This is a genomic window from Embleya sp. L77 (assembly GCF_055557415.1).
In genome coordinates, this window is sequence record NZ_CM145710.1 from 2,657,621 (window position 1) to 2,679,407 (window position 21,787).

Annotated in this window: 15 protein-coding genes; 6 read left to right on the forward strand and 9 right to left on the reverse strand. The window is 71.4% G+C overall.

The genetic code is table 11. From position 1 onward, the window contains the following. Positions 1–77: 77 nt before the first annotated feature. Entirely contained in the window at positions 78–1,238 is a 1,161-nt protein-coding gene (locus tag ACZOOI_RS41295; protein ID WP_465281956.1) for a trypsin-like serine peptidase, read from the reverse strand. Between the two features lie 245 nt (positions 1,239–1,483). Here ACZOOI_RS41295 and ACZOOI_RS41300 point away from each other — a divergent pair, with 245 nt between their 5' ends. Beyond that, positions 1,484–2,020: a TetR/AcrR family transcriptional regulator gene (locus ACZOOI_RS41300; RefSeq protein ID WP_465281957.1), complete on the forward strand. Its 537-nt coding sequence runs from the start codon at positions 1,484–1,486 to the stop codon at positions 2,018–2,020. Between the two features lie 172 nt (positions 2,021–2,192). Here the strand turns inward: ACZOOI_RS41300 and ACZOOI_RS41305 are convergent, their stop codons facing one another. Together ACZOOI_RS41305 and ACZOOI_RS41310 are read right to left on the reverse strand one after the other, a co-directional pair. Further along, positions 2,193–3,377: a GDSL-type esterase/lipase family protein gene (locus tag ACZOOI_RS41305; RefSeq protein ID WP_465281958.1), complete on the reverse strand. Its 1,185-nt coding sequence runs from the start codon at positions 3,375–3,377 to the stop codon at positions 2,193–2,195. Between the two features lie 262 nt (positions 3,378–3,639). After that, positions 3,640–4,314: a TetR/AcrR family transcriptional regulator gene (locus ACZOOI_RS41310; protein ID WP_465281959.1), complete on the reverse strand. Its 675-nt coding sequence runs from the start codon at positions 4,312–4,314 to the stop codon at positions 3,640–3,642. A gap of 269 nt (positions 4,315–4,583) precedes the next feature. Here ACZOOI_RS41310 and ACZOOI_RS41315 point away from each other — a divergent pair, with 269 nt between their 5' ends. Beyond that, positions 4,584–4,946, forward strand: coding sequence for a hypothetical protein (locus tag ACZOOI_RS41315; RefSeq protein ID WP_465281960.1), 363 nt, complete (start codon positions 4,584–4,586; stop codon positions 4,944–4,946). A 267-nt stretch (positions 4,947–5,213) separates the two neighbouring features. Beyond that, positions 5,214–5,582 (forward strand): chaplin, encoded by a 369-nt coding sequence (locus tag ACZOOI_RS41320; protein ID WP_391584621.1) that lies wholly within the window; start codon positions 5,214–5,216, stop codon positions 5,580–5,582. A gap of 672 nt (positions 5,583–6,254) precedes the next feature. On the opposite strand, the gene ACZOOI_RS41325 is transcribed toward ACZOOI_RS41320, so the two are convergent. From ACZOOI_RS41325 to ACZOOI_RS41335, 3 genes are read right to left on the reverse strand one after another with little or no spacing between them, the layout of a single operon-like run. Continuing rightward, the gene (locus ACZOOI_RS41325) at positions 6,255–7,691 is read right to left on the reverse strand and encodes a hypothetical protein (protein ID WP_465281961.1); all 1,437 of its coding nucleotides are present in this window, start codon (positions 7,689–7,691) and stop codon (positions 6,255–6,257) included. Continuing rightward, on the reverse strand, positions 7,688–8,941 hold the full coding sequence (locus tag ACZOOI_RS41330; RefSeq protein WP_465281962.1) for a beta-ketoacyl-[acyl-carrier-protein] synthase family protein: 1,254 nt from the start codon (positions 8,939–8,941) through the stop codon (positions 7,688–7,690). The genes ACZOOI_RS41325 and ACZOOI_RS41330 overlap by 4 nt, the downstream gene beginning before the upstream one ends. Then, positions 8,934–9,257, reverse strand: coding sequence for an acyl carrier protein (locus tag ACZOOI_RS41335; protein WP_465284152.1), 324 nt, complete (start codon positions 9,255–9,257; stop codon positions 8,934–8,936). Before ACZOOI_RS41335 ends, ACZOOI_RS41330 begins: the two co-directional genes overlap by 8 nt. Positions 9,258–9,964: 707 nt before the next feature. Here ACZOOI_RS41335 and ACZOOI_RS41340 point away from each other — a divergent pair. The 3 genes from ACZOOI_RS41340 (at position 9,965) to ACZOOI_RS41350 (ending at position 17,319) form a co-directional block, all read left to right on the forward strand. Next, entirely contained in the window at positions 9,965–10,873 is a 909-nt protein-coding gene (locus ACZOOI_RS41340) for an SDR family NAD(P)-dependent oxidoreductase (protein WP_465281963.1), read from the forward strand. Between the two features lie 387 nt (positions 10,874–11,260). Continuing rightward, the gene (locus ACZOOI_RS41345) at positions 11,261–16,798 is read left to right on the forward strand and encodes an ATP-binding protein (RefSeq protein WP_465281964.1); all 5,538 of its coding nucleotides are present in this window, start codon (positions 11,261–11,263) and stop codon (positions 16,796–16,798) included. A gap of 239 nt (positions 16,799–17,037) precedes the next feature. Continuing rightward, entirely contained in the window at positions 17,038–17,319 is a 282-nt protein-coding gene (locus ACZOOI_RS41350; RefSeq protein ID WP_465281965.1) for a hypothetical protein, read from the forward strand. A 71-nt stretch (positions 17,320–17,390) separates the two neighbouring features. Here the strand turns inward: ACZOOI_RS41350 and ACZOOI_RS41355 are convergent, their stop codons facing one another. From ACZOOI_RS41355 to ACZOOI_RS41365, 3 genes are all read right to left on the reverse strand, one after another. Next, the gene (locus tag ACZOOI_RS41355; RefSeq protein WP_465281966.1) at positions 17,391–18,230 is read right to left on the reverse strand and encodes an SDR family NAD(P)-dependent oxidoreductase; all 840 of its coding nucleotides are present in this window, start codon (positions 18,228–18,230) and stop codon (positions 17,391–17,393) included. Positions 18,231–18,309: 79 nt separating this feature from the next. Next, positions 18,310–19,017: a thioesterase II family protein gene (locus ACZOOI_RS41360; RefSeq protein ID WP_465281967.1), complete on the reverse strand. Its 708-nt coding sequence runs from the start codon at positions 19,015–19,017 to the stop codon at positions 18,310–18,312. 296 nt (positions 19,018–19,313) lie between these two features. Then, the gene (locus tag ACZOOI_RS41365; protein WP_465281968.1) at positions 19,314–21,713 is read right to left on the reverse strand and encodes an MMPL family transporter; all 2,400 of its coding nucleotides are present in this window, start codon (positions 21,711–21,713) and stop codon (positions 19,314–19,316) included. Positions 21,714–21,787: the final 74 nt, after the last annotated feature.

Below are 21,787 nucleotides of genomic sequence, written 5' to 3' on the forward strand. Positions count from 1 at the left end.
TGGCCGGGGGCGCCGTGGTTGCGCTGTTCGGTAGGTGCGTTCGGGGCGATGGGATGGGATGGGATGGATGTGGGTGGTCAGGTCGTGGCGTTGCGGACGACGTTGTACATCGCCTGGGTGAGTTCCCCGAAGCCGTTGGACATCAGGTAGGGGCCGTATGCCCAGTTCGGGGTGCTGCCGTGGACGATTGCCCAGACCGCTTCCCACCAGGGCGAGCTTCCCGTGGAGTTGGTGAAGCGGGAGGTGACCGCGATCTGGGTGCCGGTGCCGGTCGCGGGGTCGAAGTTCAGCAGCCAGGGGCCGCCGCTGGAGCCGGGCGACATGGCCGAGGCCATGTCGTGTGCCAGTGCGACGGTCGAGTCGCCGATCGTGCTGCCGTGCGCGTACATCAGGGTCCGGCCGTCGAAACCGCGTCGCAGTGAGGGGGCGACGCCGAAGTCGGCGGAGGTGGTGCCGTCGCTGTTCTTCGTCCAGTACCAGTTGCGGGTGTTGTCGGTGGGGTAGCCGAACTGGTGGAGCGAGAGCGGGTTGGCGTCCACGCCGAAGGCGATGTTCTGGCCGCCGGTGAGCTGTTGGATCGGCGTGGGGTCGCCGGGGCGTTCGACGGTCGCCATCGCCACGTCGCCGCCGGATCGGAAGGTGCTGTCCGCGTCCCAGGTGGGGGTGATCCAGGCACGGGTGACGCCCCAGACGCCGTAGGGCGCGATGTCGGTGCCGGGAAGCGGTGCGGTGGTGTCGTCGCCGCCGGTGAAGCGGGACACGTTCGCGCCGTTGAAGCCGGGGATGAACACGGCGTTGGTGACGACGTCGTCGCCGAGTCCGCCGCGGAGGTTGGCGGTCACCTTCAGACAGTGGCCCGCGGTGACGATGGTGCTCCGGTTGGCGCTGGTGACCACGTTCGCCGAACACGAGGAGGGCACGAGCGAGCCGTCGAAGGAATTGCGGTACACCATCAGGAGCTTGCCGGCGGTGTGCGAGATCGCGCCCTGGCCGGTCCACGGCTTGCTCAGGTCGTCCCAGCCGCCCGGCGGCGGGAACGCGTCGGCGCCGTCCGAGTTGAGCCCGTACTCGGCGATCCGCGCCACGTTCCAGAAGGCGACCTCCGCCTGGAGCATCCCCGCGTGGTTGACCGGGTCGGCGGTGACCAATCGGGGCAGTTCGACCGGGGCGGTGTTGTCGGCATGCGCGACCGGCGTCGCGGTCAGCGCCGCGGCGGTGAGACCGAGCACCCCCACCACGGTCGCGATTTTGCGTCGTAACGTGCTTCGTATCCGCATGAAATGGTCCGTGTTCTCTCGAATGGGCAACGGAATGAACGTTGTTGCGTGCGCGAGGAAGCGCCCGTGCAGGCGTCCCCCGGGATCGCGCCGTGTGCACGTCGCGATCGACTCTGTTCATGACCGGCCGGTCGGTCATAAGGTGTTCATGCGGAGCGCAACTGTCAAGACCACCAGGTGGTTTGACCGTCGAACAGAGGTGATCGATGGCACGGCCGGCCGGACCGGGGCGCGAGGCGTTGCTGCGGGCGGGACTCGACGTCGCCGACGCGCGCGGGTTGTCCAGGATGTCGGTGAACGCCGTGGTGGACGCGGCGGGCATGGCGAAGGGCAGCTTCTACCAGCACTTCAAGGACCGCCGCGGCTACCTCGTGGCCCTGCATCGCAGGTACCACGGTGGGCTGGAGGAGCGGGTCCTGGCCGATCTGGAAGGTCTCGCGGCCGGCCGCGAGCGCCTGGTCGGCGGCGTGCACGGCTATCTGGACGCCGCCCTGGCGACCACCGGCACCAGGGCGCTGCTGGTCCAGGCCCGCACGGACCCCGACCTCTTCGAGGAGACCCGCGCCCGCAACGCCCGTACCAGAGCCCTCGTGCAGCCCGAACTCGTCGCCCTGGGCTGGGATCCACCGGAACCGATGGCGCATCTGCTCGTGGCGATGGTCTTCGACATCACCCTGGAGGAACTCGTCGCCGGGCGCCGCGACGACCTGCGCGAGGCGCTGCTGCGACTGATGGTGCGCTGATCCGCCAGGCGGCGGACATCGACGTGCTCCGGCCGCGTCGTGCCGGCGGCACGCGACAGCGGCTGCGGCTGCGACCGCGATTGCGGTCGCAGCCGGTCAGCCGGTCGATCAGTCCGTCGGTCGGTCGGTCGATCAGTCCGTCGGTCGGTCAGCCGATCGGTCAGCCGCTCGGTCAGTCGGTCGGGGCGGCGAACGGACCGCCCGCGCCGAACGCGAGGTGCGCGAAGCGTTCGCCGATGCGGCGGTGGGCGGCCGGGTCCGGGTGCAGCTCGTCGGGCAGCGGCAGCTCGGCCTGGTCCGCTTCGCCGTAGAGGTCGAGGCCGTCGAGGTAGTGCAGGTTCGGGTCGGTGTCGGCGCGCTGCCGGACGATGCCGGCCAACTCGTCCCGGATCACCGTCAGAGTCAGCTTCCCGGCGGCGGTCTGCGCGGGGTCTCCGGTGGCCGTGAACCGCAGGCGTCCCTCGCTCATCGCGGCGGGGTCCGGCGCGGCGGGCCCCGGAGTGTGCTCGTGGATGGCGCAGTGGATCGGCGAGACGACCAGCAGCGGCGCGGTGGGGTGTCCGTCCCGGATGGTGTCGAGGAAACCGTGCACGGCCGGACCGAACGCGCGCAGCCGCATCAGGTCGAAGTTGACGATGTTGATGCCGATCTTGAGGCTGATCAGGTCGGCGTGGGCATCGCGCATCGTGCGGGCGATGAACGGGTCGAGCAGCGCGCCGCCGCCGAATCCCAGATTGATCAGCTCCACCCGGCCGAGAGCCGCGGCCAGGGCCGGCCAGGTCCCGGTCGGGGTGGCGGCGTTGGAGCCGTGGCTGATCGAACTGCCGTGGTGCAGCCAGACCTTGCGGTCGCCGGTCGGCGGGGTGTGTACGGGTGCGTCGGTACGCAGCGCGACCAGCAGGGTGCTCTCGTCGTGCGGCAACCAGATCTCGACGTCCTTCTCGTCGCCGGGCAGGCCGGTGAACCGCACGGTCTGCACCGGCCCGGGCCTGGTTTGTGCGCTTCCGGTGGCCAGGTCGATCGTGAGCGTGTCGCCGTCGGTCACACCGGCCCGGTCCACGATCCGCCCGTCCACGACAAGCACGTACACCCCGTCGGGGCGCGGCGGGGCGCCGAGGTACACCCGCTTGGTGGCCACGACGTCCAGTTCGACGGCGGTGGCCCGGGTGCGCAGGGCCAGCCGTACGCCGGAGGGTTGTGACTCCGCCATCGCGAGTTGACCGTCGGAGATCTGCCGCCGGGCGCGTGCGGGCAGCCGGTGGGGCAGTACGCCGCGGTCGGTGTACTCCAGTTCGAGGGCGCCGCGCACGAGGTCGGCGGTGATGGGCGTGGTGGTCCAGTCGTGTTCGGTGCTCATTGCCTGGTCTCGTCGATCGGGGGGAGGTGGGAAGAAGGACCATGGAGGCTCGGGCGTGGCCGCTGCCGGCGCCGGAAGCCTGTGCAGCGGGGCAGGGCCGTTCGTGGTCAATGCGTCGCGGCGGCCGGGTGCCATCCGGGGTCCCGGCCGGTACGGGTCGGCAGGGTATCGAACGGTGAGGCGTCCTCGACGGCCGGGACGGGTGCGGCAAAGACGTTCATCTTGCGTGCGGTTGCGGCCATCGTGTCTCGGATTTCGGTGGTCAGTGCCGGTCGGCGGGGGGAACATCGCCATCGGCGAGGAGGTCCGCCAACTCGGCCGCGAACAGAACGGCGGGGTCGAAGCCCATTCCGTTGAAGTGTCCGGCGAGTTCGAGGGACAGGACGCCGTGCAGGCGGGTCCAGAAGGACAGGGCCCGATGGAGGACGGCGGCGGGGGCGGGGTTGTCGCCGGCCCAGTGCCGGTGGTTTTCGAGGTGCTCGTCGAGCGGTGTCGCGGGGCCGGTGGGGGGCGTCGCGGAACAGGCGTCGAGCAGGGTCGCCATGATCTCGTTCGCGATGAGCGTGACGTGGTCGGGGGCGTGGTAGCCGGGGACGGGCGTGCCGTAGATGAGGAGGTATCGCTGCGGGTCGGCCAGGGCCCATTCGCGCATGGCGTACGCCAGCGCCCTCGGGTCGGGGGCGGGTGTGGAGACCGCGTGGATGGTGTCGGCGAGGCTGCGGTAGGCGTCCTCGACGAGTTCGGTGATCAGGTCGTCCCGGCCGGCGTAGTACCGGTAGAGGGCGGGCCCGCTCAGACCCATACGTTTGGCGATCGCGTTGAGCGAGAGTGCGGAGGCTCCGGCGGTGGCGATCTGCTCCCGGGCGTGCTCCTTGATCTCGGCCCGCACCTGGGTGCGGTAGCGCTCGCGTGGGGTCGCCGCGTCGGTCTCCGCCATGGTCTGCCTCTTTCCACCTCGATGGATCTCGGTGAACCTCGAGAGCCTCGTCGGCTACATGCTCAAGGTCTGGTTAGAAGGTATCACGCACGTTCTTGACGAGGGATGCTTGTGAGAGTTACAACTTATAACGAACGGCAAGGCTGCTCAGTCATCCGGGTGGCGCGACCCCTCCGGTTCCGCACGTCCGAGCCGCCCACGACACGCCCACTCTGCACTCACCCACCCCACGCACGCATCCCCCTTCACGCACACACCAGGAGATCGTCATGGCAGTCGTAGCAACCTCCCCCGCGGGCACCGGTCGACGCATGCCTCGGGCCGTGACCATCAGCGCGTGGGCGGTGCCCGTCATGGTCCTCGCCCAGTTCGCCCTGATCGCGGTCGTGCCCGTCGTGATCGCCCTGGTCGGCGCCCTCACCCGGGTCCGCGACCGGGCGGTCCGCCTGGCGTCCGTGCTCGTGGCCGTCGCCTTCGCGATCCCGCTCACCGTGTGGCTGGTCCGGCCCGACGGCGCGCAAAGCCTGTCCAAGGACATCCACCCCGGGTTCGTAGCCCTGATCGTCGCCGCGTCCGCCGCACTCGTCTTCACCGTCCACCGCGCACGCCGCCGTTCCCTCCCGGCCGAGTGACCCACCCACCCGGATCCGGACAGGCCTCAGGCTCGCAGGCGGCCGCCCCGGAGGTGCTCCCCGAGTACGAGGCCACTCGCGCATAGCGCTCGTCGACGTCGGCAGGACGCAGCGGATCGCGGTCGGGCACCCGTTGGAGGGTGCGAGGGTGGGGGCCATTCGGGTGAACCGGTGTGGGGGTGGGGTTGCCGGAGTCGAACCGTCTCGTTGAGAGGAGTGCGCGTCGCAATCGGGCGGCGCGGATGCTGCGCTATACGGGAGATTGTCGTGAACTCGTTCAAGAAGGCCAGTGTCCTGGCCGCCGGTACCGCCGCCCTCGTCATGGCGGGCGCGGGCGCCGCGAGCGCGAGCTCCGAGGCCGACGCTGCCGCGGTGAAGTCCTCGGGCGTCTTTTCCGGCAACATCGGCCAGTCTCCGTTCCACACCCCGGCCATGGGCTGCGGCAACACCGCCGACACGGGTGCCGCGCTCAACCCGGCGTTCGGGAACGAATGCGTCATCGCCGAGATCGAGAACAACGAGATCGACGACGAGGACTACGAGCACGAGGGCCACCGTCCTCAGGGTCACCCGCACGGTGGCGGCTACCAGCACGACGACGGCCACCGCTCGCTCCTCGAGCGTGTGGGGGTCTGACACCCCGTTCGGGACAGCGGTTCGGCCGCCTGCCGCGCCGAACCTCGTCGAACGGAGAGGGAAACAACCCTCGGAACCCGAAGTCCACTCCGGTGTCGCCGCCTTGTGACGACACCGGAGTGAGGGGCGGGCTGCGCCCCGGGGCACCACCGGTGCCGCCCCGCACGCGACGAACCGCCGCAACACCGAGCACACCGGGTCCCGGCGGGCCGCCGCGTCATCGGCATGCCCGAGGGCCGGTCGACAAGCGAGAGTGGACCTCGGCACGAGCAGATGTCAGCGGCAGCGGGCGTCCTGGAGCAGCCGTCGCCTCGCCTCGGCGGCGGCGCCGACGCGTTCGCCGTGTTCAGGTCGGCGGCGGGCGTCGTGCCGGCGTCGAGCCCGACCAACGCGTTCACGGACGGGCGCGTGTCACCGGGGTTCAGGTTGACGCGCGGTGCCGTGCAGTTGCGTGACTCGTAGACCATGGCGTCGCGGTCGGTTCTGTTCGCGACGGGGCCGGCGGCCCAAGATGTCGGTGCGGGGTGTTCAACGCCGTCGGCCCCGACCATCGAAACGGTCGGGGCCGACGTTCGCCCGGTCAGGTCCCGGACGGCTCCGGAAGGGGCGCGGTCGCGTGCGTCCGGACGGCCGGGTCGGGGCCCGAGAGCGGGAGCGGGCGGGGTGTGCTGCTCAGCATGGCTGGTCGATGTGGTCCGGGTGGAAGCGCACGGCGCCCAGCACCTGCGGGTCGAAGAGGTCCAGGAGGCCGCGCAGCGGCTCTTCGGGCTGCCCGGGTCCCCACAGTTCCAGGGCCATCTCGCCGTGGTAGAGCATCGGCCAGCGCACGTAGTGGCGGGTGTCCGCGGGGTCGTGCAGCGCGCGCGAGGCGGCCAGCGTGGAGCGGGCGACGTCGATCATCAGGTCCGTGCCGCAGCCGAACCCGTACGGATAGCGGTCCCGGTCCGGCGGGATGCTCTCGATCAGGGCCGAGTCGGCGTGCGAGACGCCGACGTGCGCGTGCAGGCCCGCCCGGATGGCCGGCACCTCGCGGGTGCCGTTCGGGTCCCACTCCCAGTGCCCCGCCGCGTTCCGGCCGACCCGTACGGTCGGTGCCGCCTCGAAGAGTGCGCAGACCTCCCACGCCTCCACCGACGGCGCCATAGGCTGCATGCCCTCGGGGGCCAGGACGCGCAACCGGCCCTGGTTCAGCCGATGGTCGACGGCCACGAGGTCGCCGTCGGAGAGGTCGCGCTTGTCGACCCCCCAGCGTCCGGAGGCGGTGACCACGAGCGCGTCGAGGTCGGGGTCGAAGGCGAACAGCATGCCCTCGCTGAAGCCCTGGAGGTTGAGGTACATCGCGTAGGTGCGGCTCAGCCGAGGCGATACGAAGTCGCGCATCGCATGCGGCGCCGGCAGCAACCCCAGGTCCCCCATCCGCGTCCCGGCCACCGCCAGGCTCCGCGGCGTGCGGGCCGCCGCCCACGCGTCGGCGCCGATGGCGTCGGGCACCACGTCGTGGCGGCCGGCCACCTCGTGCGCACAGGCCGCGGCGACGAGCCGATCGCAGATGCCCTGGGCGACGTCCTCGGTCTCGGTGGGGTGTCCGCCCTCCATCGTGCACAGCGTCGCCTCGGCGACCTCCCCGGGCAGCGCGCCGGGGGAGATGAACACGACCGTGAACACACCCACCCTGGCCATCAGGATCCGCGCGGCGCGCACCACCTCGGGGTGCGACATCCCGCTCAACCGCTCGGGCACTTCCGCGACCGCGACCAGACGGCCGACCACGCCCTGCCGGCCCTGCTCCTTGCGGAGCTTGAGCATCAGCGGAGTCTGCTCCTCCACGATGCGGTCGGCCAGCGGGCCGGGGCCGTCCGGCACGGACACGCCCACCAGGACCACGTCGAGCCGGGTCTCGTTCTCCCCCCGCGGGACCACCCGGTGCCCGCCGCGTACGAATGCCGCGGTCAGATCGTCCAGGAACGTGCGCACCACGACGGAGAGTTCCGGGGCCGGGTCGACGACCCGGACACTGCACGAACGCCACCAGTCCAACTCCTCCAGCCGCCGGCCGAAGGCCGGGGCGGCGGATCGCGCCGACATTGTTTCCGCTTGGGTCACGGTCATGCGGGGGCTCCTGAGGTTGCTGCGCGGAAGGCGAGGACGGCGTTCTGGCCACCGAACGCGACCGAGGTGGAGATCGCGGTGTTCAGGCGGGTGGGGCGGCGCGGGGCCTTGGCAACCACGTCCAGATCCATGTCCGGGTCGGTGCGGTGGTGATTGGCGGTGGGTGGAATGCTCCCGTGTTCGAGGGTCAGGACGGTCACGGCCGCCTCGATCGCGCCGCCCGCGCCGCCGGCGTGGCCCAGGATGCTCTTGACGGCGGTGACCGGTGGGCAGCGGTCGAACGTGGCCGCGAGGAAGCGGGCCTCGGCGGCGTCGTTGAGGACCGTGCCGGTGCCGTGCGCGTTGATGTGGTCGACATCGCCCGGGCTCCAGCCGGCGTCGGCCAGGGCCGCGCGGGTGGCGAGTCGGGCGCCGCGGCCGTCGGGGTGCGGCGCGGTCACGTGGTAGGCGTCGTTCGCGGAGCCGTACCCGGACAGCAGAGCCCGGACCCGGGCCCGGCGGGCACGTGCGTGCTCCAACCGTTCCAGGACCAGGATGCCGATGCCCTCGCCCAGCACGAATCCGTCCCGGTCGGCGTCGAACGGTCGACAAGCCTGAGCCGGGTCGCCGGAACGCGTGGACAGGGCGCCCAACTGGGCGAAGGCCGCCGCGGTGATCCGGTTGCACATCGTGTCGGTGCCGCCGGCGAAGGCGATGTCCAGGGTGCCCGCGCGCACCAGGTCACGGGCAATGCCCAGCGCGGTGGCTCCGGAGGCGCAGCCGGCGGCGGGGGCGAAGTTGGTTCCCTGGGCGCCCAGATCGAGGGCGACCTCGGTGCCGGGGGTGTTCGGCAGCGAGCGGGGCAGCGCGGCCGGGGAGATGGAAGTGGCGCGATCCGCCGCCAGTTTCGCCATGGCTTCCGTCAGGGATTCCATGCTCGGACCGCCCGAGCCGATGATCACGCCGACGCGAGTGGGGTCCCAGGTCCGGGGATCCAGGGCGGCGTCGGCCAGGGCCTCTCGGGCGGCGACGACGGTCATCTGCGCGGGACGGTCCATCCGGCGGGACAACCGTCGGCCCAGACGGGCGTCCCCGTCGAAGTCGGGGACGGCGCAGGAGACGTCCACGGGCAGGCCGGCGAGTATCGGGTCGCGGCGCGCCGTGGATACGCCCGCGCACAGGGTCCGCCAGGTGGCTTCGACGCCGATCCCGCCGGCGGTGACCAGGCCCAGACCGGTGACCGCGACCTCGGAGGAGGGCATCTCAGCCATCCGAGGACGCGGCATGGCCCGAAGCGGAGACCGGGGCGGAGGCGGCGGCCGCGGCGGAGGAGGCTGCCGGGTCGGGGACGGCCGGGGTCGGCGGTTCGCTCCGGGGGGCGGCCTCGAAGGCCGCCGCGGCCTCGACCAGCGTGGTGTCCTTGTCCAGGTTGCCGAGCCCGGTGAAGTCCTTGTCCGTCTGGTCCGCGACGATGACCGCCAGTTCCGCCAGCGACAGCGAGTCCAACTCCAGCGAGTCGAACGTCGCCTCGGGAACGAGATCCGCGGCGTCGATGCCGAACTCCTGGACCAGCAACTCACACAGCATCGCGTACACGGGGAATGCCTTCCTGCTCGGTCGGACCGCGCACACCCGGCGGCGCGTCGCCGTACAACAACCCCGATCGGGTATGCGATCGAGCATCTTGTGTATCGGTGGCGGGGTCGGGCGCAAAACTCCCGCCCGGCCGCCCTCACGGCCCCGAACCCGCCCTTCACCTGGGGCGATGGACCGGGAACGGCACCGGGAGCGGGCCCCGATGTTCACCCGCAAGTACGCAACCACGGGCACCGCGATCACCCGACGGCGGCGGGGGCGTGACCTTTGCCGAGTCCGGGCGGTTAACCGGCCCGTACGGGGGCCGATCGGTGGACCGTCCGTACGCGGACAGCGGACACCGGGTGATGCGTCCCGGGATCCGTGTCCCCCGGCGGCGGGAGGACGGACGCCGAACGACCCGTCCCGGGAAGCGTCCTCCCGGTGGCGGGACGCACGCCTCGATCCGGTCACGGCCGCAGGTTCGGCCGCGGGCCTGCCGAGTGGGCACGTAGACCGTCCCTCGGCGCGCACGTCCTCGCGAAGGCGTCGCCCCATGTGCTGCGTCCGTGCCCCGGCGCCGGTGATCGCGCCGATCCGAAGCCCGCAACCCGTCCATCCAAGTCCGGGCCCCCGACCGTGGATCCGCCGGTTCGAGCCGTCGACGCCCCCGGGGAGCCGGGCAGTTCGCATCCGCCCGCTTCGAGAAGGAGGCAGTAATGTCCACGGCCCTGGTCACCGGCGCCAGTTGTGGTCTCGGCGCCGACCTCGCCCGCGCCCTCGCCGCCCGCGGCCACGATCTGATCCTGGTCGCCCGCAGTGCCGAACCCCTGGACCGACTCGCGGCCGACCTGATGGCCGAACACGACATCAAGGCAGGGGTGTTGCCCGCCGACCTGACCGTCGAGGCCGACCTCGAAGGGGTCGCCGCGGCGGCGTGCGACGCGGACATCCTGATCAACAACGCCGGTGCGGCGCTGGGCACGTCCTTCGACCGCACGGCGTGGGCGGACGAACAGCGCATGCTCGCCCTCAACGTCGTCGCGCCGTCCCGGCTCATCCACGCCGCGCTGCCCGAGATGCTCCGGCGCGGCTCCGGCCGCATCCTGGTCGTGTCCTCGGTGGCCGCCGTCGGGCCCGCCTGGCTGGGCACGGCGTACGGCGCGACCAAGGCGTACGAGTTGGCCATGACCCAGTCGTTCGCCTACTCCCGGCGCATCCGCACCTCGCCCGTCGCGCTGACCGCACTCGTGCCCGGGTACATCGCCTCGCAGTTCCACGTGCGAGCGGACATCAGCGCACCGCCGCCGCTGCTCACGCTCGCCTCGTCGTACGTCGCGAAGCAGGCGGTGCGCGCCATTCATCGGCGCCGTCCACCGGTCGTGTGCGTGCCGAGCATGCGCTACAAGGTGCTGGCGGGTCTGCTGCGCCATGTCCCCTACCGGCTCCTGTCCGTACCCGGTCCGGCCAAGGACTTCGGCGGCGGCGCGGCCCGGGTGCAGGGTCCCGACACGGACCTCGACAGGGACATGGACCTCGACATCGACCCGGCGGAGCCGAGCCGAAGCGGGGGTGCCGACGACGTACTGCCCGTCGGAGCCCGGCGGGACGGCCGGTCCCGACCCTGAGCCGTGTCCCGGCTCCTGCCAGGCCGTGGAAGTCGCGGCACCCGACCCCGCCGCGCGACCGACATCGCGCGGCGGGGTCCTCGACGTTCGGCGCGGCCAACGCGGAGGACCGCGCCCACAGTTGCCCGATTCGGATGAACGCCGGGCGTGGCGCTGCGCCGAACGGGCGACGGCCAATCAGGCGATCATCGAGACCAGGACCTGGGCTCTCCCGGATAAGCCCTGGTCAGCCCCGAATGGGCGACGGCTCGTGGTCATTTCCTGCGTCCCAAGCCCTGTAGCCTGCCCCGTCTGCGACACGGCCACGGTCGGTGGACGGAAGGTCGTCACCGCCGGAACCGTCCTGTTGCGGAACGCACATCGTTGGTAAACAGGAGGGTCGGTCGAGTGTTCAGTCGTGTCGCCATCGTCAACCGTGGTGAGGCCGCGATGCGGCTCATCCACGCCGTGCGGGAGCTGGCCGCGGAAACGGGGACCCGGATCGAGACGGTCGCCCTGCACACCGATGTCGACCACGCGGCCACGTTCGTGCGCGAGGCCGACCTGTCCTACGACCTCGGTCCCGCCGCTGCCCGCCCCTACCTCGACCACGCCGTCCTGGAGGGGGCGTTGCTGGCGACCGGGGCGGACGCCGCGTGGGTGGGCTGGGGTTTCGTCGCGGAGGATCCGGCGTTCGCGGAACTGTGCGAACGGATCGGCGTCACCTTCGTCGGGCCGAGTCCGGAGGCGATGCGCCGCCTGGGGGACAAGATCTACGCGAAGCTCATCGCCGAAGAGGTCGGTGTGCCGGTCGCGCCGTGGAGCCGGGGTGCGGTCGAGACCCTGCCGGCCGCGCTGGCGGCGGCGGCCGAGATCGGCTACCCGCTGATGCTGAAGGCGACCGCGGGCGGTGGCGGCCGCGGCATCCGCGTGGTCACCGGCGAGGCCGAGCTGACGGACGCCTACGAGCGCACCAGCCTGGAGGCCGCACGGGCGTTCGGTAGCGGCATCGTGTTCCTGGAACGTCTGGTCACCGGCGCCCGGCACGTCGAGGTGCAGGTGATCGCCGACGGCGAGGGCACGGCCTGGGCGCTGGGCGTGCGTGACTGCTCGATCCAGCGGCGCAACCAGAAGATCATCGAGGAGTCGGCGTCGCCGGTGCTCGACCCCGAACAGGCCGCCGAACTCAAGGCGTCGGCCGAGCGGTTGGCCCTCGCGGTGGGCTATCGCGGAGCGGCGACCGTCGAGTTCCTCTACCACCCCGGCGACCGGCAGTTCGCGTTCCTGGAGGTCAACACCCGCCTCCAGGTCGAACACCCGATCACCGAGTGCACCACCGGGTTCGACCTGGTCAAGGCCCAGTTGCGGGTGGCATCGGGCGGTCGGCTCGAAGGCGAACCGCCGGTGGAGCGCGGGCACGCCGTCGAGGCCCGGCTGAACGCGGAGGACCCCGACCGCGACTTCGCGCCCGCCCCGGGCCGAATCGTGCGTCTGGACCTGCCCGCCGGGCCGGGCATCCGGGTGGACACCGGAGTCGGCGAAGGCGACACCATCCCGGCCGACTTCGACTCGATGATCGCGAAGATCATCGCCCACGGCCGGGACCGCGAGGAGGCGTTCGGCCGGCTGCGGCGGGCGATGTTGCAGACCAGGGTGGTCATCGAGGGCGGTGCGACGAACAAGAGCTTCGTGCTCGACCTGCTCGACCAGCCCGAGGTGATCGACGGCAGCGCGGACACCGGCTGGATCGACCGCGTCCGCGGCGAGGGCAGGCTCGTCTCGCATCGGCACTCCGCCGTGGCGCTGGCGGCGGCGGCCATCGACGCGTACGAGGAAGAGGAACACGCGGAACGGCAGCGGCTGTTGTCCACCGCCTCCGGCGGACGCCCGCAGGTGCAACACGAGAGCGGCCGACCGCTGGACCTGAAACTGCGCGGCGTCGGCTACCGCGTGCGCGTGGCACGAGTGGGCCCGCGTCGCTTCCGGGTCGGCATCCAGGCGGGCGACCTCGCGCGCACCGCCGACGTCGAACTCGACCGCTTCGACCGGCACATCGGGCAGATCCTGGTCAACGGCACCGCGTACCACCTGCTCACCGCCACACACGGGCCGATCCACCTGGTCGAGGTCGACGGCGTGACCCACCGGGTCGGCCGCGACGAGGGCGGCGTCGTACGCTCGCCCGCCCCGGCACTGGTCGTCGCCACGCCACTGGAGGTGGGCGCCGAGGTCGAGGCGGGCGCTCCGGTGCTGGTGCTGGAGAGCATGAAGATGGAGACGGTGCTGCGGGCGCCGTTCCGGGCGCGGTTGAAGGAATGCACCGTGTCCGTGGGCAGTCAGGTGGACACCGGAGCGGCGCTGATGCGGCTGGAGCCGCTCGTTGACGACGATGCCGAAGCCGAGGACACCTCGTCCGTCGAGCTGAACCTGCCGGCCGCTCCCGAGGCGATCCCGACCCGGGAGCGCGCCGCGCGCGGCCTGGAGGACCTGCGCGCCCTGCTGCTGGGCTTCGACGTCGATCCGCACGACGAACGCCGGGTACTCGACGACTACCTCGCCGCGCGCCGGGCGGCCGTCGAGGACGGCCACGAACTGCTGGCCGAGGAACTCGAACTCGTCGACACGTTCGCCGACCTCGCCGAACTGAGCCGCAACCGCCCGGCGGGCGAGGACGGCGGCGGCGACGGGCACGTGCACAGCGCCCGTGAACACTTCCACAGCTACCTGCAGAGCCTCGACGTTGAACGGGCCGGGTTGCCCGAGGCGTTCCGGGCCAAGCTCGCCAAAGCACTCGCCCACTACGGCGTCACCGCGTCGGAGCCCTCGGCCGAACTCGAGGCCGCGGTGTTCAGGATCTTCCTCGCCCAGCAGCGCGCGTCCGCCGACGCCACGGTCGTCACGACGCTGCTGCGGGTGTGGTTGCGGGAGGCGCCGCCGGACGCGACGCTGCGCGAGTCGGTCGGCCTGGCCCTGGAGCGGCTGGTGGCCGCGACCCAGGTCCGCTTCCCGGTGGTCGCCGACCTCGCGCGCGGCCTGGTGTTCGCCTGGTTGGCCCAACCGCTGCTGCGGCGCAACCGCGCCCGCGTCTACACCGACGTGCGCAGGCACCTGCGCCACCTGGACGCGCACCCGGACGCGCCGGACCGCGCCGAGCGGATCGCCGCGATGGTGCGCAGCACCGAGCCCCTGGTGCGCCTGCTCGGCCGTCGGCTCGTCCGCGACGACCTGGACAACACGATCATGCTGGAGGTGCTGACCCGGCGGTACTACGGCAACAAGGGCCTCACCGACGTTCGTTCCAGCCGGGTCGCGGGGTGCACGTTCGTGGTCGCCGAGCGGGCGGGCTCGCGGCTGGTCTCCTCGGCGGTCAGGTTCGACGAACTCGGCGGGGTGCTGCGCGGGCTCGCGGAATTGGCGGGAGACGGGGACGCCGTCGAAGCCGACATCTACCTCGCGTGGGAGAAGCAGCCGGCGGACTCCGATGCGATGGCGGCCGCGCTGTACGAGGTCCTGGCCGCGCACCCGCTGTCGGATCGGGTGCGCCGACTCACCGCCACCGTCGCCGGCCGCGGTGGTGCGGTGATGCACCACCACTTCACCTTCCGTGCGACCGGCACCGGGATGGTCGAGGAGCGGCTGATCCGCGGTCTGCACCCGTACATCGCCCGGCGGATGCAACTGGAGCGGCTGAGCAAGTTCGACCTGACCCGCCTGCCGTCCTCGGACGAGGAGGTCTACCTCTTCCGGTGCGTGGCGCGGGAGAACCCCTCGGACGACCGCCTGGTCGCCTTCGCCCAGGTCCGTGACCTGACCGAACTGCGCGAGCACGACGGCAGACTGATCGCGCTGCCCACGGCCGAGAACGTCGTCGCCACCTGCCTGGACTCGATCCGCCGCGCCCAGTCGCGGCGACCGACCGGCAAGTACGCCGACACCAACCGGATCGTGATCTACGTCTGGCCGCCGAGCGACATCACCCGCGCCGAGTTGGAGACGATCATCGGGCGCGTGTTGCCGACGGCCGAGGGCGCCGGGCTGGAGGAGATCGTGTTCATCGCACGCCGCCGCGACCGGGAGACCGGCGAACTGGGCAAGATCGCGGCACGAGTCTCCTTCGACGTCTCCGGCGGCACCGAACTCACCATCGGCGAGCGCTCGCTCGAACCCGTCGAGCCGCTCGACGACTATCGGCGCAAGGTGCTCCGCGCGGCCGGTCGCAACACCGTGTACCCGTACGAACTCACCCGCCTGCTCGGCGACTTCGTGGAGTACGACCTGGACGACGCGCACGTGCTGAGGCCGGTCGAGCGGCCGAGGGGGAACAACACCGCGGCGATCGTCGTGGGCGTGGTCACCACCGCGACCGCACTGCACCCCCAGGGCGTGACCCGCGTGGTGCTGCTCGGCGATCCGACGAAGTCGCTGGGGGCGCTGTCCGAGCCGGAGTGCCGCCGGGTGATCGCCGCGCTCGACCTGGCCGAGCGCATGCGGGTGCCCGTGGAGTGGTACGCGCTGTCCGCGGGTGCGCGGATCTCGATGACCTCGGGTACCGAGAACATGGACTGGGTCGCCGCCGCGCTCAAGCGCATCGTCACGTTCACCCAGGACGGCGGCGAGATCAACATCGTGGTCGCGGGCATCACCGTCGGCGCGCAGCCGTACTGGAACGCCGAGGCGACGATGCTGATGCACACCAAGGGCATCCTGGTGATGACGCCGGACTCGGCGATGGTGCTCACCGGCAAGCAGTCGTTGGACTTCTCCGGCGGCGTCTCCGCCGAGGACAACTTCGGCATCGGCGGCTACGACCGGGTGATGGGCCCCAACGGGCAGGCGCAGTACTGGGCTCCGAACCTGTGCGCGGCGCGGGACGTGCTGATGGAGCACTACGACCACACCTACGTCGCACCCGGCGAGCGGATGCCGCGGCGGGCACGGACGAGCGACCCGTTCGATCGCGACGTCTGCGACTTCCCGCACACGTTGGCGGGCAGCGACTTCGGCACCGTCGGCGAGATCTTCTCCGCGGAGCACAACCCGGACCGCAAGAAGCCGTTCGACATCCGCACCGTGATGCGCGCGTTGTCCGACCAGGACCACCCCGTGTCGGAGCGTTGGGCGGGCATGGCCGACGCGGACACCGCGGCGGTGCAGGACGTGCGGCTCGGAGGCATTCCGGTGTGTCTGATCGGGATCGAGTCGCGGTCGGTGCCGCGGCTCGGCTTCCCGCCCACGGACGGCCCGGACACGTACACGGCGGGCACGCTGTTCCCGCAGTCGTCGAAGAAGGTGGCGCGGGCGATCAACGCGGCGTCCGACAACCGGCCGTTGGTGGTGTTGGCGAACCTGTCCGGGTTCGACGGTTCTCCGGAGTCGATGCGCAAGCTGCAACTGGAGTACGGCGCGGAGATCGGCCGGGCGATCGTGAACTTCCGCGGCCCCATCGTGTTCTGCGTGATCTCGCGCTACCACGGCGGCGCGTTCGTGGTCTTCTCCAAGGCACTCAACCCGAACATGACCGTGCTCGCGCTCGAGGGCTCCTTCGCCTCGGTCCTGGGCGGCGCCCCGGCCGCCGCGGTGGTGTTCGCCGGCGACGTGCACGCGCGCACCGCCGCCGACCCGCGTGTGCGCAACCAGGAGGCCCGCGTCGCGACCACCGTGGGTGCGGAGCGCGCCGCGTGCAAGGCGGAACTCGACGAGCTCCGCGCGTCGGTGCGCGCGGAGAAACTGGGCGAGGTGGCCGCGGAGTTCGACCGGGTGCACGACGTTCGGCGGGCGGTCGAGGTCGGCTCCGTCGACGACGTCATCCGCGCCGAGGAACTGCGCCCGCGGATCATCGAGGCCATCGAGTCCCGCCTGCGCCCGGCTCTCGGGGACGAGGCCGAGGCAACCGGGGCCGATCTGCGCGCAGATCGGGCTCCGGTACCGGAGCGCTCGCTCTTGTGAAGACGGCGTGCCGCCGAGCCCGTCGTGCCGGCGGTCGCCCGAACGCAGCAATGCGGCCTGCGTCCGTAGGGGTGGTTTCCAAAATCGCCGACATGGGCGGTGAGCAGCGACGATGCGCCGAAACCCGATAATCGTGGCGGGATTTGCGGGGTCGTTGCGTGCCGCACACTCGGATCTGCGTTCAGGATGAATCCGACCACCTCGGGCGAGGTGGTGCTTTTCGAAGGTAAGGGGATTTCATGCGTAGGTTCACTCGCGCTTCCGTCACCGTCGTCGCGGCCGTGCTCATGGCAGGCGCGGCGTCCGCGACGCCGGCGGTCTGCGCGGCGGCCGACGCCGACCCGAACGCGGGCGCCTCGGCCCCGCATTCGGGCGGTTGGGGGGCCGGTGGCGGCCTGGGTGGCTGGGGCCACGGCGGCGGTGACGCGCACGGCGGCGGCGGTGGCGGCGGCTGGGGTCCGTGGGGTGGCGGCGGTGGTGGCGGCGAAGGCGGCGGCGGCGGTTGGGGCGGCCTCCGGTAGCCGTTCCACCGCAACCGGACACGACTGCGGCCTGCCCGATCCGATCGGATCGGGCAGGCCGCAGTCGTCGGTCACACGGCGCGCGCGCTGCTTCGCACGACCTTGGACCTCGCGCGTTCGATCGAGGCGTGCACGACCGGTTCGAACGCGGAGCCCAGCAACCTGGTGCCCAGGTCCATGACCTTCGCGTCGAGGCCGATGCACACGCGGGTGCGGCCCCTGCGGACGCCGGTGAGGATCACCCGCGCCGCGATCTCCGGTGAGGTCTTGGCCAACGAGTCGTGCACCGCCGCGACCTCGGTCCGGTCGGTGCCCTGCGCCGCCCGCGAGTTGTGCACGATGGCGGTCTTGATCCCGCCGGGGTAGGCGGTGGTCACCCCGATCTCGCTGCCCTCACGGCGCAGTTCGTTGCGCAGGGATTCGGAGAAGCCCCGGACGGCGTACTTCGTCGCGGAGTAGGCGCTGCGCAGGGGCATGCCGAACAGCCCGAACGAGGAGGAGACGTTGACCACGTGCGCGCCGTGGGCCGGGTCGGCGCGACGCAGGTGCGGCAGGAAGGATTTCGTACCGTGCGCCACGCCCCAGAAGTTGATGCCCATGATCCACTCGAAGTCGGCCCACTCCATCTCGTCGACACTCGCGGTCAACGCCACGCCGGCGTTGTTGATCACCAGGTTGACCCGGCCGAAGCGCTCCGCGGTGGCGTCCGCCCAGTCCTGCACCTCCGCGCGCTGTGCGACGTCGACCACGTCGGCGTGCACCGTTTCCGCACCCAACTGCCGGGCCCGCTCCGCGGTTGCGCCCAGTCCCTCCGCGTCGACGTCGGAGAGGGCCAACTGCGCGCCGTGTTCGGCGAGGGCGAACGCCAGTGCCCGGCCGATCCCGGAGGCGGCTCCCGTCACCGTGCACACGCGTCCTGCGTAATCTCGAATCACGGGCTCACTCCAAACACTCGACATATTCGGACGACGAGGCACTCGGCCCCGGAATTCAGGAAAAGGCGCCGACGGTGGTGCGCAGATCGGCGGAGAGGTCGGTCAACAGACTCGGCAATGCCTCGTGGACGTACAGGTGCCCACCGGGATAGGTGCGCAGCCGCATGGGTCGCGTGGTTTGTTCCTGCCAATTCGACAGGGATTCCACCGCGACCAGGGTGTCGTCCCGAGCGCCGAAGACACTCAACGCACAATCCAGCGGCGGCTCGTGGACGTACCGGTGCTGAAGGGCCAACAGGAGATCGGCCATCATGGGCGGCCCGAAGGCGGTCATGGCGCCCTGGTCCCGGAATACCTCGGGCGGAAGCAGGTCGGTCAGCCCCAATTGTCGCCAGGGCTGATCCGAAACCAGGATCGGTCGGCATGCGCGCGCGAACGCGCCGCCCTGCGGCGGGGGAACGGCCGACACGGCCAGCAACGCGGGCATCGCGTGGCCGCAACGGCGCAGCTCCCGCACGGTGTCGAAGGCGATCATCGCGCCGATGCTGTGGCCGAAGAAGACGTACGGCCGGCCGTCGTCGGATTCCAGGACGAGTTCCGCGACCATCGCGCTCAGTTGGGCGGGATCGGTGAGCGAGACCTCACCCGTCCGTGCGCCGCGACCGGGAAGTCGTACGGCCGTCAGTTCGACCGAATCCGGCAGGTATTCCACCCACGGTGCGAACATCATCGCATCCGCACCCGCATAGGGAATGGCGAACATTCGCATGGGAGCGCGCGACCGGGGTGTGAAAGTGAGCAGGTCCGGACGCGGAGAGCGAGTGCTGAGTGGGCGGCAGATGGATTCCACAGGCGATTCTCGATTCGTCCTACGGGAAAGGGCGGGGGTCGGGTGCGCTCGGCGAAAGCCGGCCGATCGCGCAGACTCTATGCCCTCGGGGGAGCCGAGTCGGAAACACGATCGCCCGAACGGGGCAATGACGGGAGTTCGACGTCCGGGCGTCCGAACAGCCTTGTGAATCGGATCATTTGCGGTTCGAACGGGCGCCGCTTCAGGGATCAGGATTGCGGTCGGTCCGTTGCGTCCGGGGTGGAGTCCGCGGCCTGGCCGACCAGTTCGGGGAGTGCCTCGCTGCGCGCGTCGGGCAGCTTCGGGCCGGCCTCGCGCGGGCGACGCCGGGGCAACGACAACGACGGCGCCCACCAGTTCGCCCGGCCGGTGAGCTGCATCAGCGCGGGAACCAGGACGCCGCGCACGACCGTGGCGTCCACGACGACCGCGACCGCGAGACCGACGCCGACCGTCTTGAGCAGCGTGACGTGGGACATGGTCAGCGCGACCATGGTGGCGGCGACGGTCAGGGCCGCGGCGGTGAACAGCCGGCCCGTGTGCTCGATCCCGAAGACGATCGAGCGGGTGTTGTCCCCGGTGCGCACGAACTCCTCCTTGATCCGGGCGAGAAGGAAGACCTCGTAGTCCACCGAGATGCCGAAGGCGACGGCCAGGGTCAGCAGCGGCATCGTGGTCTCCAACGATCCGCCAGTGGTGAAGTCGCCCACCAGCCACCGCAGATGACCGTCCTGGAAGACGTAGACGATGGCCCCCAGACTCGCGGTCATGCTCAGCAGGCCCATCGCGACCGCCTTGATCGGTACCAGGACGCTGCGGGTGAACAGGAAGAGCATGACCAGGGTGCCGACCAGCATGATGGCCGCGCCGTAGGGGAGTGCCTCGCGCAGGGTGTGTTTGGTGTCGGTCAACTCCGCCGCCTTGCCTGCGACCAGGTGCGGTTGGGGGGCGGGCAGGGTGCGCAACCGGTGGACGAGCGCGACCGTGTCCGGCGACTGGCTGTCGGCCGTGCCGACCACGCGCAGCACGCTGCCCGGGACGGCGGGAAGGGGTGCCGCGGGCGGTGCGACCGGGCGGACGACGACCCGCGTGGTGCCCTCGGCGGTGGGCTCCTCCGCCTCCGGTGCGGGCAACTGCGGTGCCGGGACCGGCAGTCCCGCGCGGTAGTCGCCGGTGTCGGCGATCACGTGCGCGACATGGGGCAACGCGGACAACCGTCGGGCGTACGCGTCGATGGCCGGTGCGTCGGTCGCCGCGTTCGCCCGGGGCAGGATGACCGGGATGACGCGCTCGGGCGGGTCGGCGAAGTCGGTGCGCAACAGCTCGGCGGTGCGGTGCGGTTCGGAGTTCCTCGGCAGGATCTTCTCGTCGATGGTGGTGAACCGCGCATGAAGGAAGGGGAGGGCAAGGACCAACAGGAGAGCCGCGGCGGTGCCCCCGCACAGGACCGCACGGGAGGTGGCGAGCGTGGCGATGCGACGCCAAGCGGGACTGCCGCCGCCCACGCGTCCGCTCCCGCGGCGGAATCGGCGGAACGGGTCCAGCCGGTCCAGGCGCGGTCCCAGCACGGCCAGCAAGGCGGGCAGGACCAGCAGGGACGTCAGCGCCGAGATGATCACCACCAGGATCGACGCCCACGCCAACGAGCGCAGCAGCTCCAGCGGGAAGACGAACAGCGCGGACAGGCACAGGGCCACCGTCGCCGCGGAGAAGAGCACGGCGCGTCCGGCCGTGGCCATGCTGCGGGCGATGGCCCGGCGTGATTCGACGCCCTGGGAGAGTTCCTCGCGATAGCGGGTCACGATGAACAGGGCGTAGTCGACGGAGAGCGCGAAGCCCAGTGCGGCACAGATGTTGATCGCGAACACGGTGATCGGCATCGTGAGCGTCAGTGTGGCCAGGACGGCCAGGGCGCCGGCCACGGAGACCGCGCCCACGGCGAGCGGGATCGCCGCCGCGGTCAGCGACCCGAACGCGAGCAACAGGATGATCATGGTCAGCGGTGCCGCGAGCAACTCCCCGCGTTCGAGGTCGCGTTCGGACTCGTCGGTGGCCTGCGCGTTCAGCCACGCGGGCCCGGTGGCATCGACCCGCAGACCGCCGGCGGCCTTGCGCACGGCCGGGACCAGGGCGCGCGAGGCGACCGCGGAGTCGCGTTCGGTCCCGGCCAGGTCCACGCGGATCAGTGCGCCCCGGCCGTCCCGCGAGCGCAACAGGGGGGAGCCGGTGCTCCAGAAGGACTGCGCCGCGTCCACGCCCGGTCGCCCCGCGACCAGCGCGGTGAGCCGGCGGCCCGTCTCCGCCACCTCGGCGTCGTCCACCGGCTTGTCGGCGCGGATGTAGAACACCAGGTCCGCGGCGTCCGCCCCGTATCGGGCGGCGACGCGTTCGGCCTCCGCGGCCCGGGTTCCGGTCGCGGTGAACCCGCCGTTGGACCAGCGGTCCCTGGCGCCGGCGACCACGGTGGCGGCCAGGACCAGGACGATCATCGCGCCCACCAGGAGCAGGCGGCGGTGCCGCACGCATTGCCCGGCGAGGCGGCTCAGCGGGTCGCCGGGCGGGTCCGGCGTCTCGTGTTCGGGAGGTGGGACCGGAATGGTGTCGAGCATGCGTGTCCTCCCAGGACGACGTCGTCTGTGCGATGGGCGAGGACGCCCGTGAACCGGGGTCGGGTGCAGACGGG

Excerpts from the sequence above, each read along its gene's own strand:
- ACZOOI_RS41340 (WP_465281963.1), top strand. The coding sequence starts at position 9,965 with ATGTCCACGGCCCTGGTCACCGGCGCCAGTTGTGGTCTCGGCGCCGAC.
- ACZOOI_RS41360 (WP_465281967.1), bottom strand. The coding sequence starts at position 19,017 with ATGTTCGCCATTCCCTATGCGGGTGCGGATGCGATGATGTTCGCACCG.
- ACZOOI_RS41365 (WP_465281968.1), bottom strand. The coding sequence starts at position 21,713 with ATGCTCGACACCATTCCGGTCCCACCTCCCGAACACGAGACGCCGGAC.
- ACZOOI_RS41325 (WP_465281961.1), bottom strand. The coding sequence starts at position 7,691 with ATGACCGTGACCCAAGCGGAAACAATGTCGGCGCGATCCGCCGCCCCG.
- ACZOOI_RS41300 (WP_465281957.1), top strand. The coding sequence starts at position 1,484 with ATGGCACGGCCGGCCGGACCGGGGCGCGAGGCGTTGCTGCGGGCGGGA.
- ACZOOI_RS41335 (WP_465284152.1), bottom strand. The coding sequence starts at position 9,257 with ATGCTGTGTGAGTTGCTGGTCCAGGAGTTCGGCATCGACGCCGCGGAT.
- ACZOOI_RS41350 (WP_465281965.1), top strand. The coding sequence starts at position 17,038 with ATGCGTAGGTTCACTCGCGCTTCCGTCACCGTCGTCGCGGCCGTGCTC.
- ACZOOI_RS41330 (WP_465281962.1), bottom strand. The coding sequence starts at position 8,941 with ATGGCTGAGATGCCCTCCTCCGAGGTCGCGGTCACCGGTCTGGGCCTG.
- ACZOOI_RS41315 (WP_465281960.1), top strand. The coding sequence starts at position 4,584 with ATGGCAGTCGTAGCAACCTCCCCCGCGGGCACCGGTCGACGCATGCCT.
- ACZOOI_RS41310 (WP_465281959.1), bottom strand. The coding sequence starts at position 4,314 with ATGGCGGAGACCGACGCGGCGACCCCACGCGAGCGCTACCGCACCCAG.
- ACZOOI_RS41305 (WP_465281958.1), bottom strand. The coding sequence starts at position 3,377 with ATGAGCACCGAACACGACTGGACCACCACGCCCATCACCGCCGACCTC.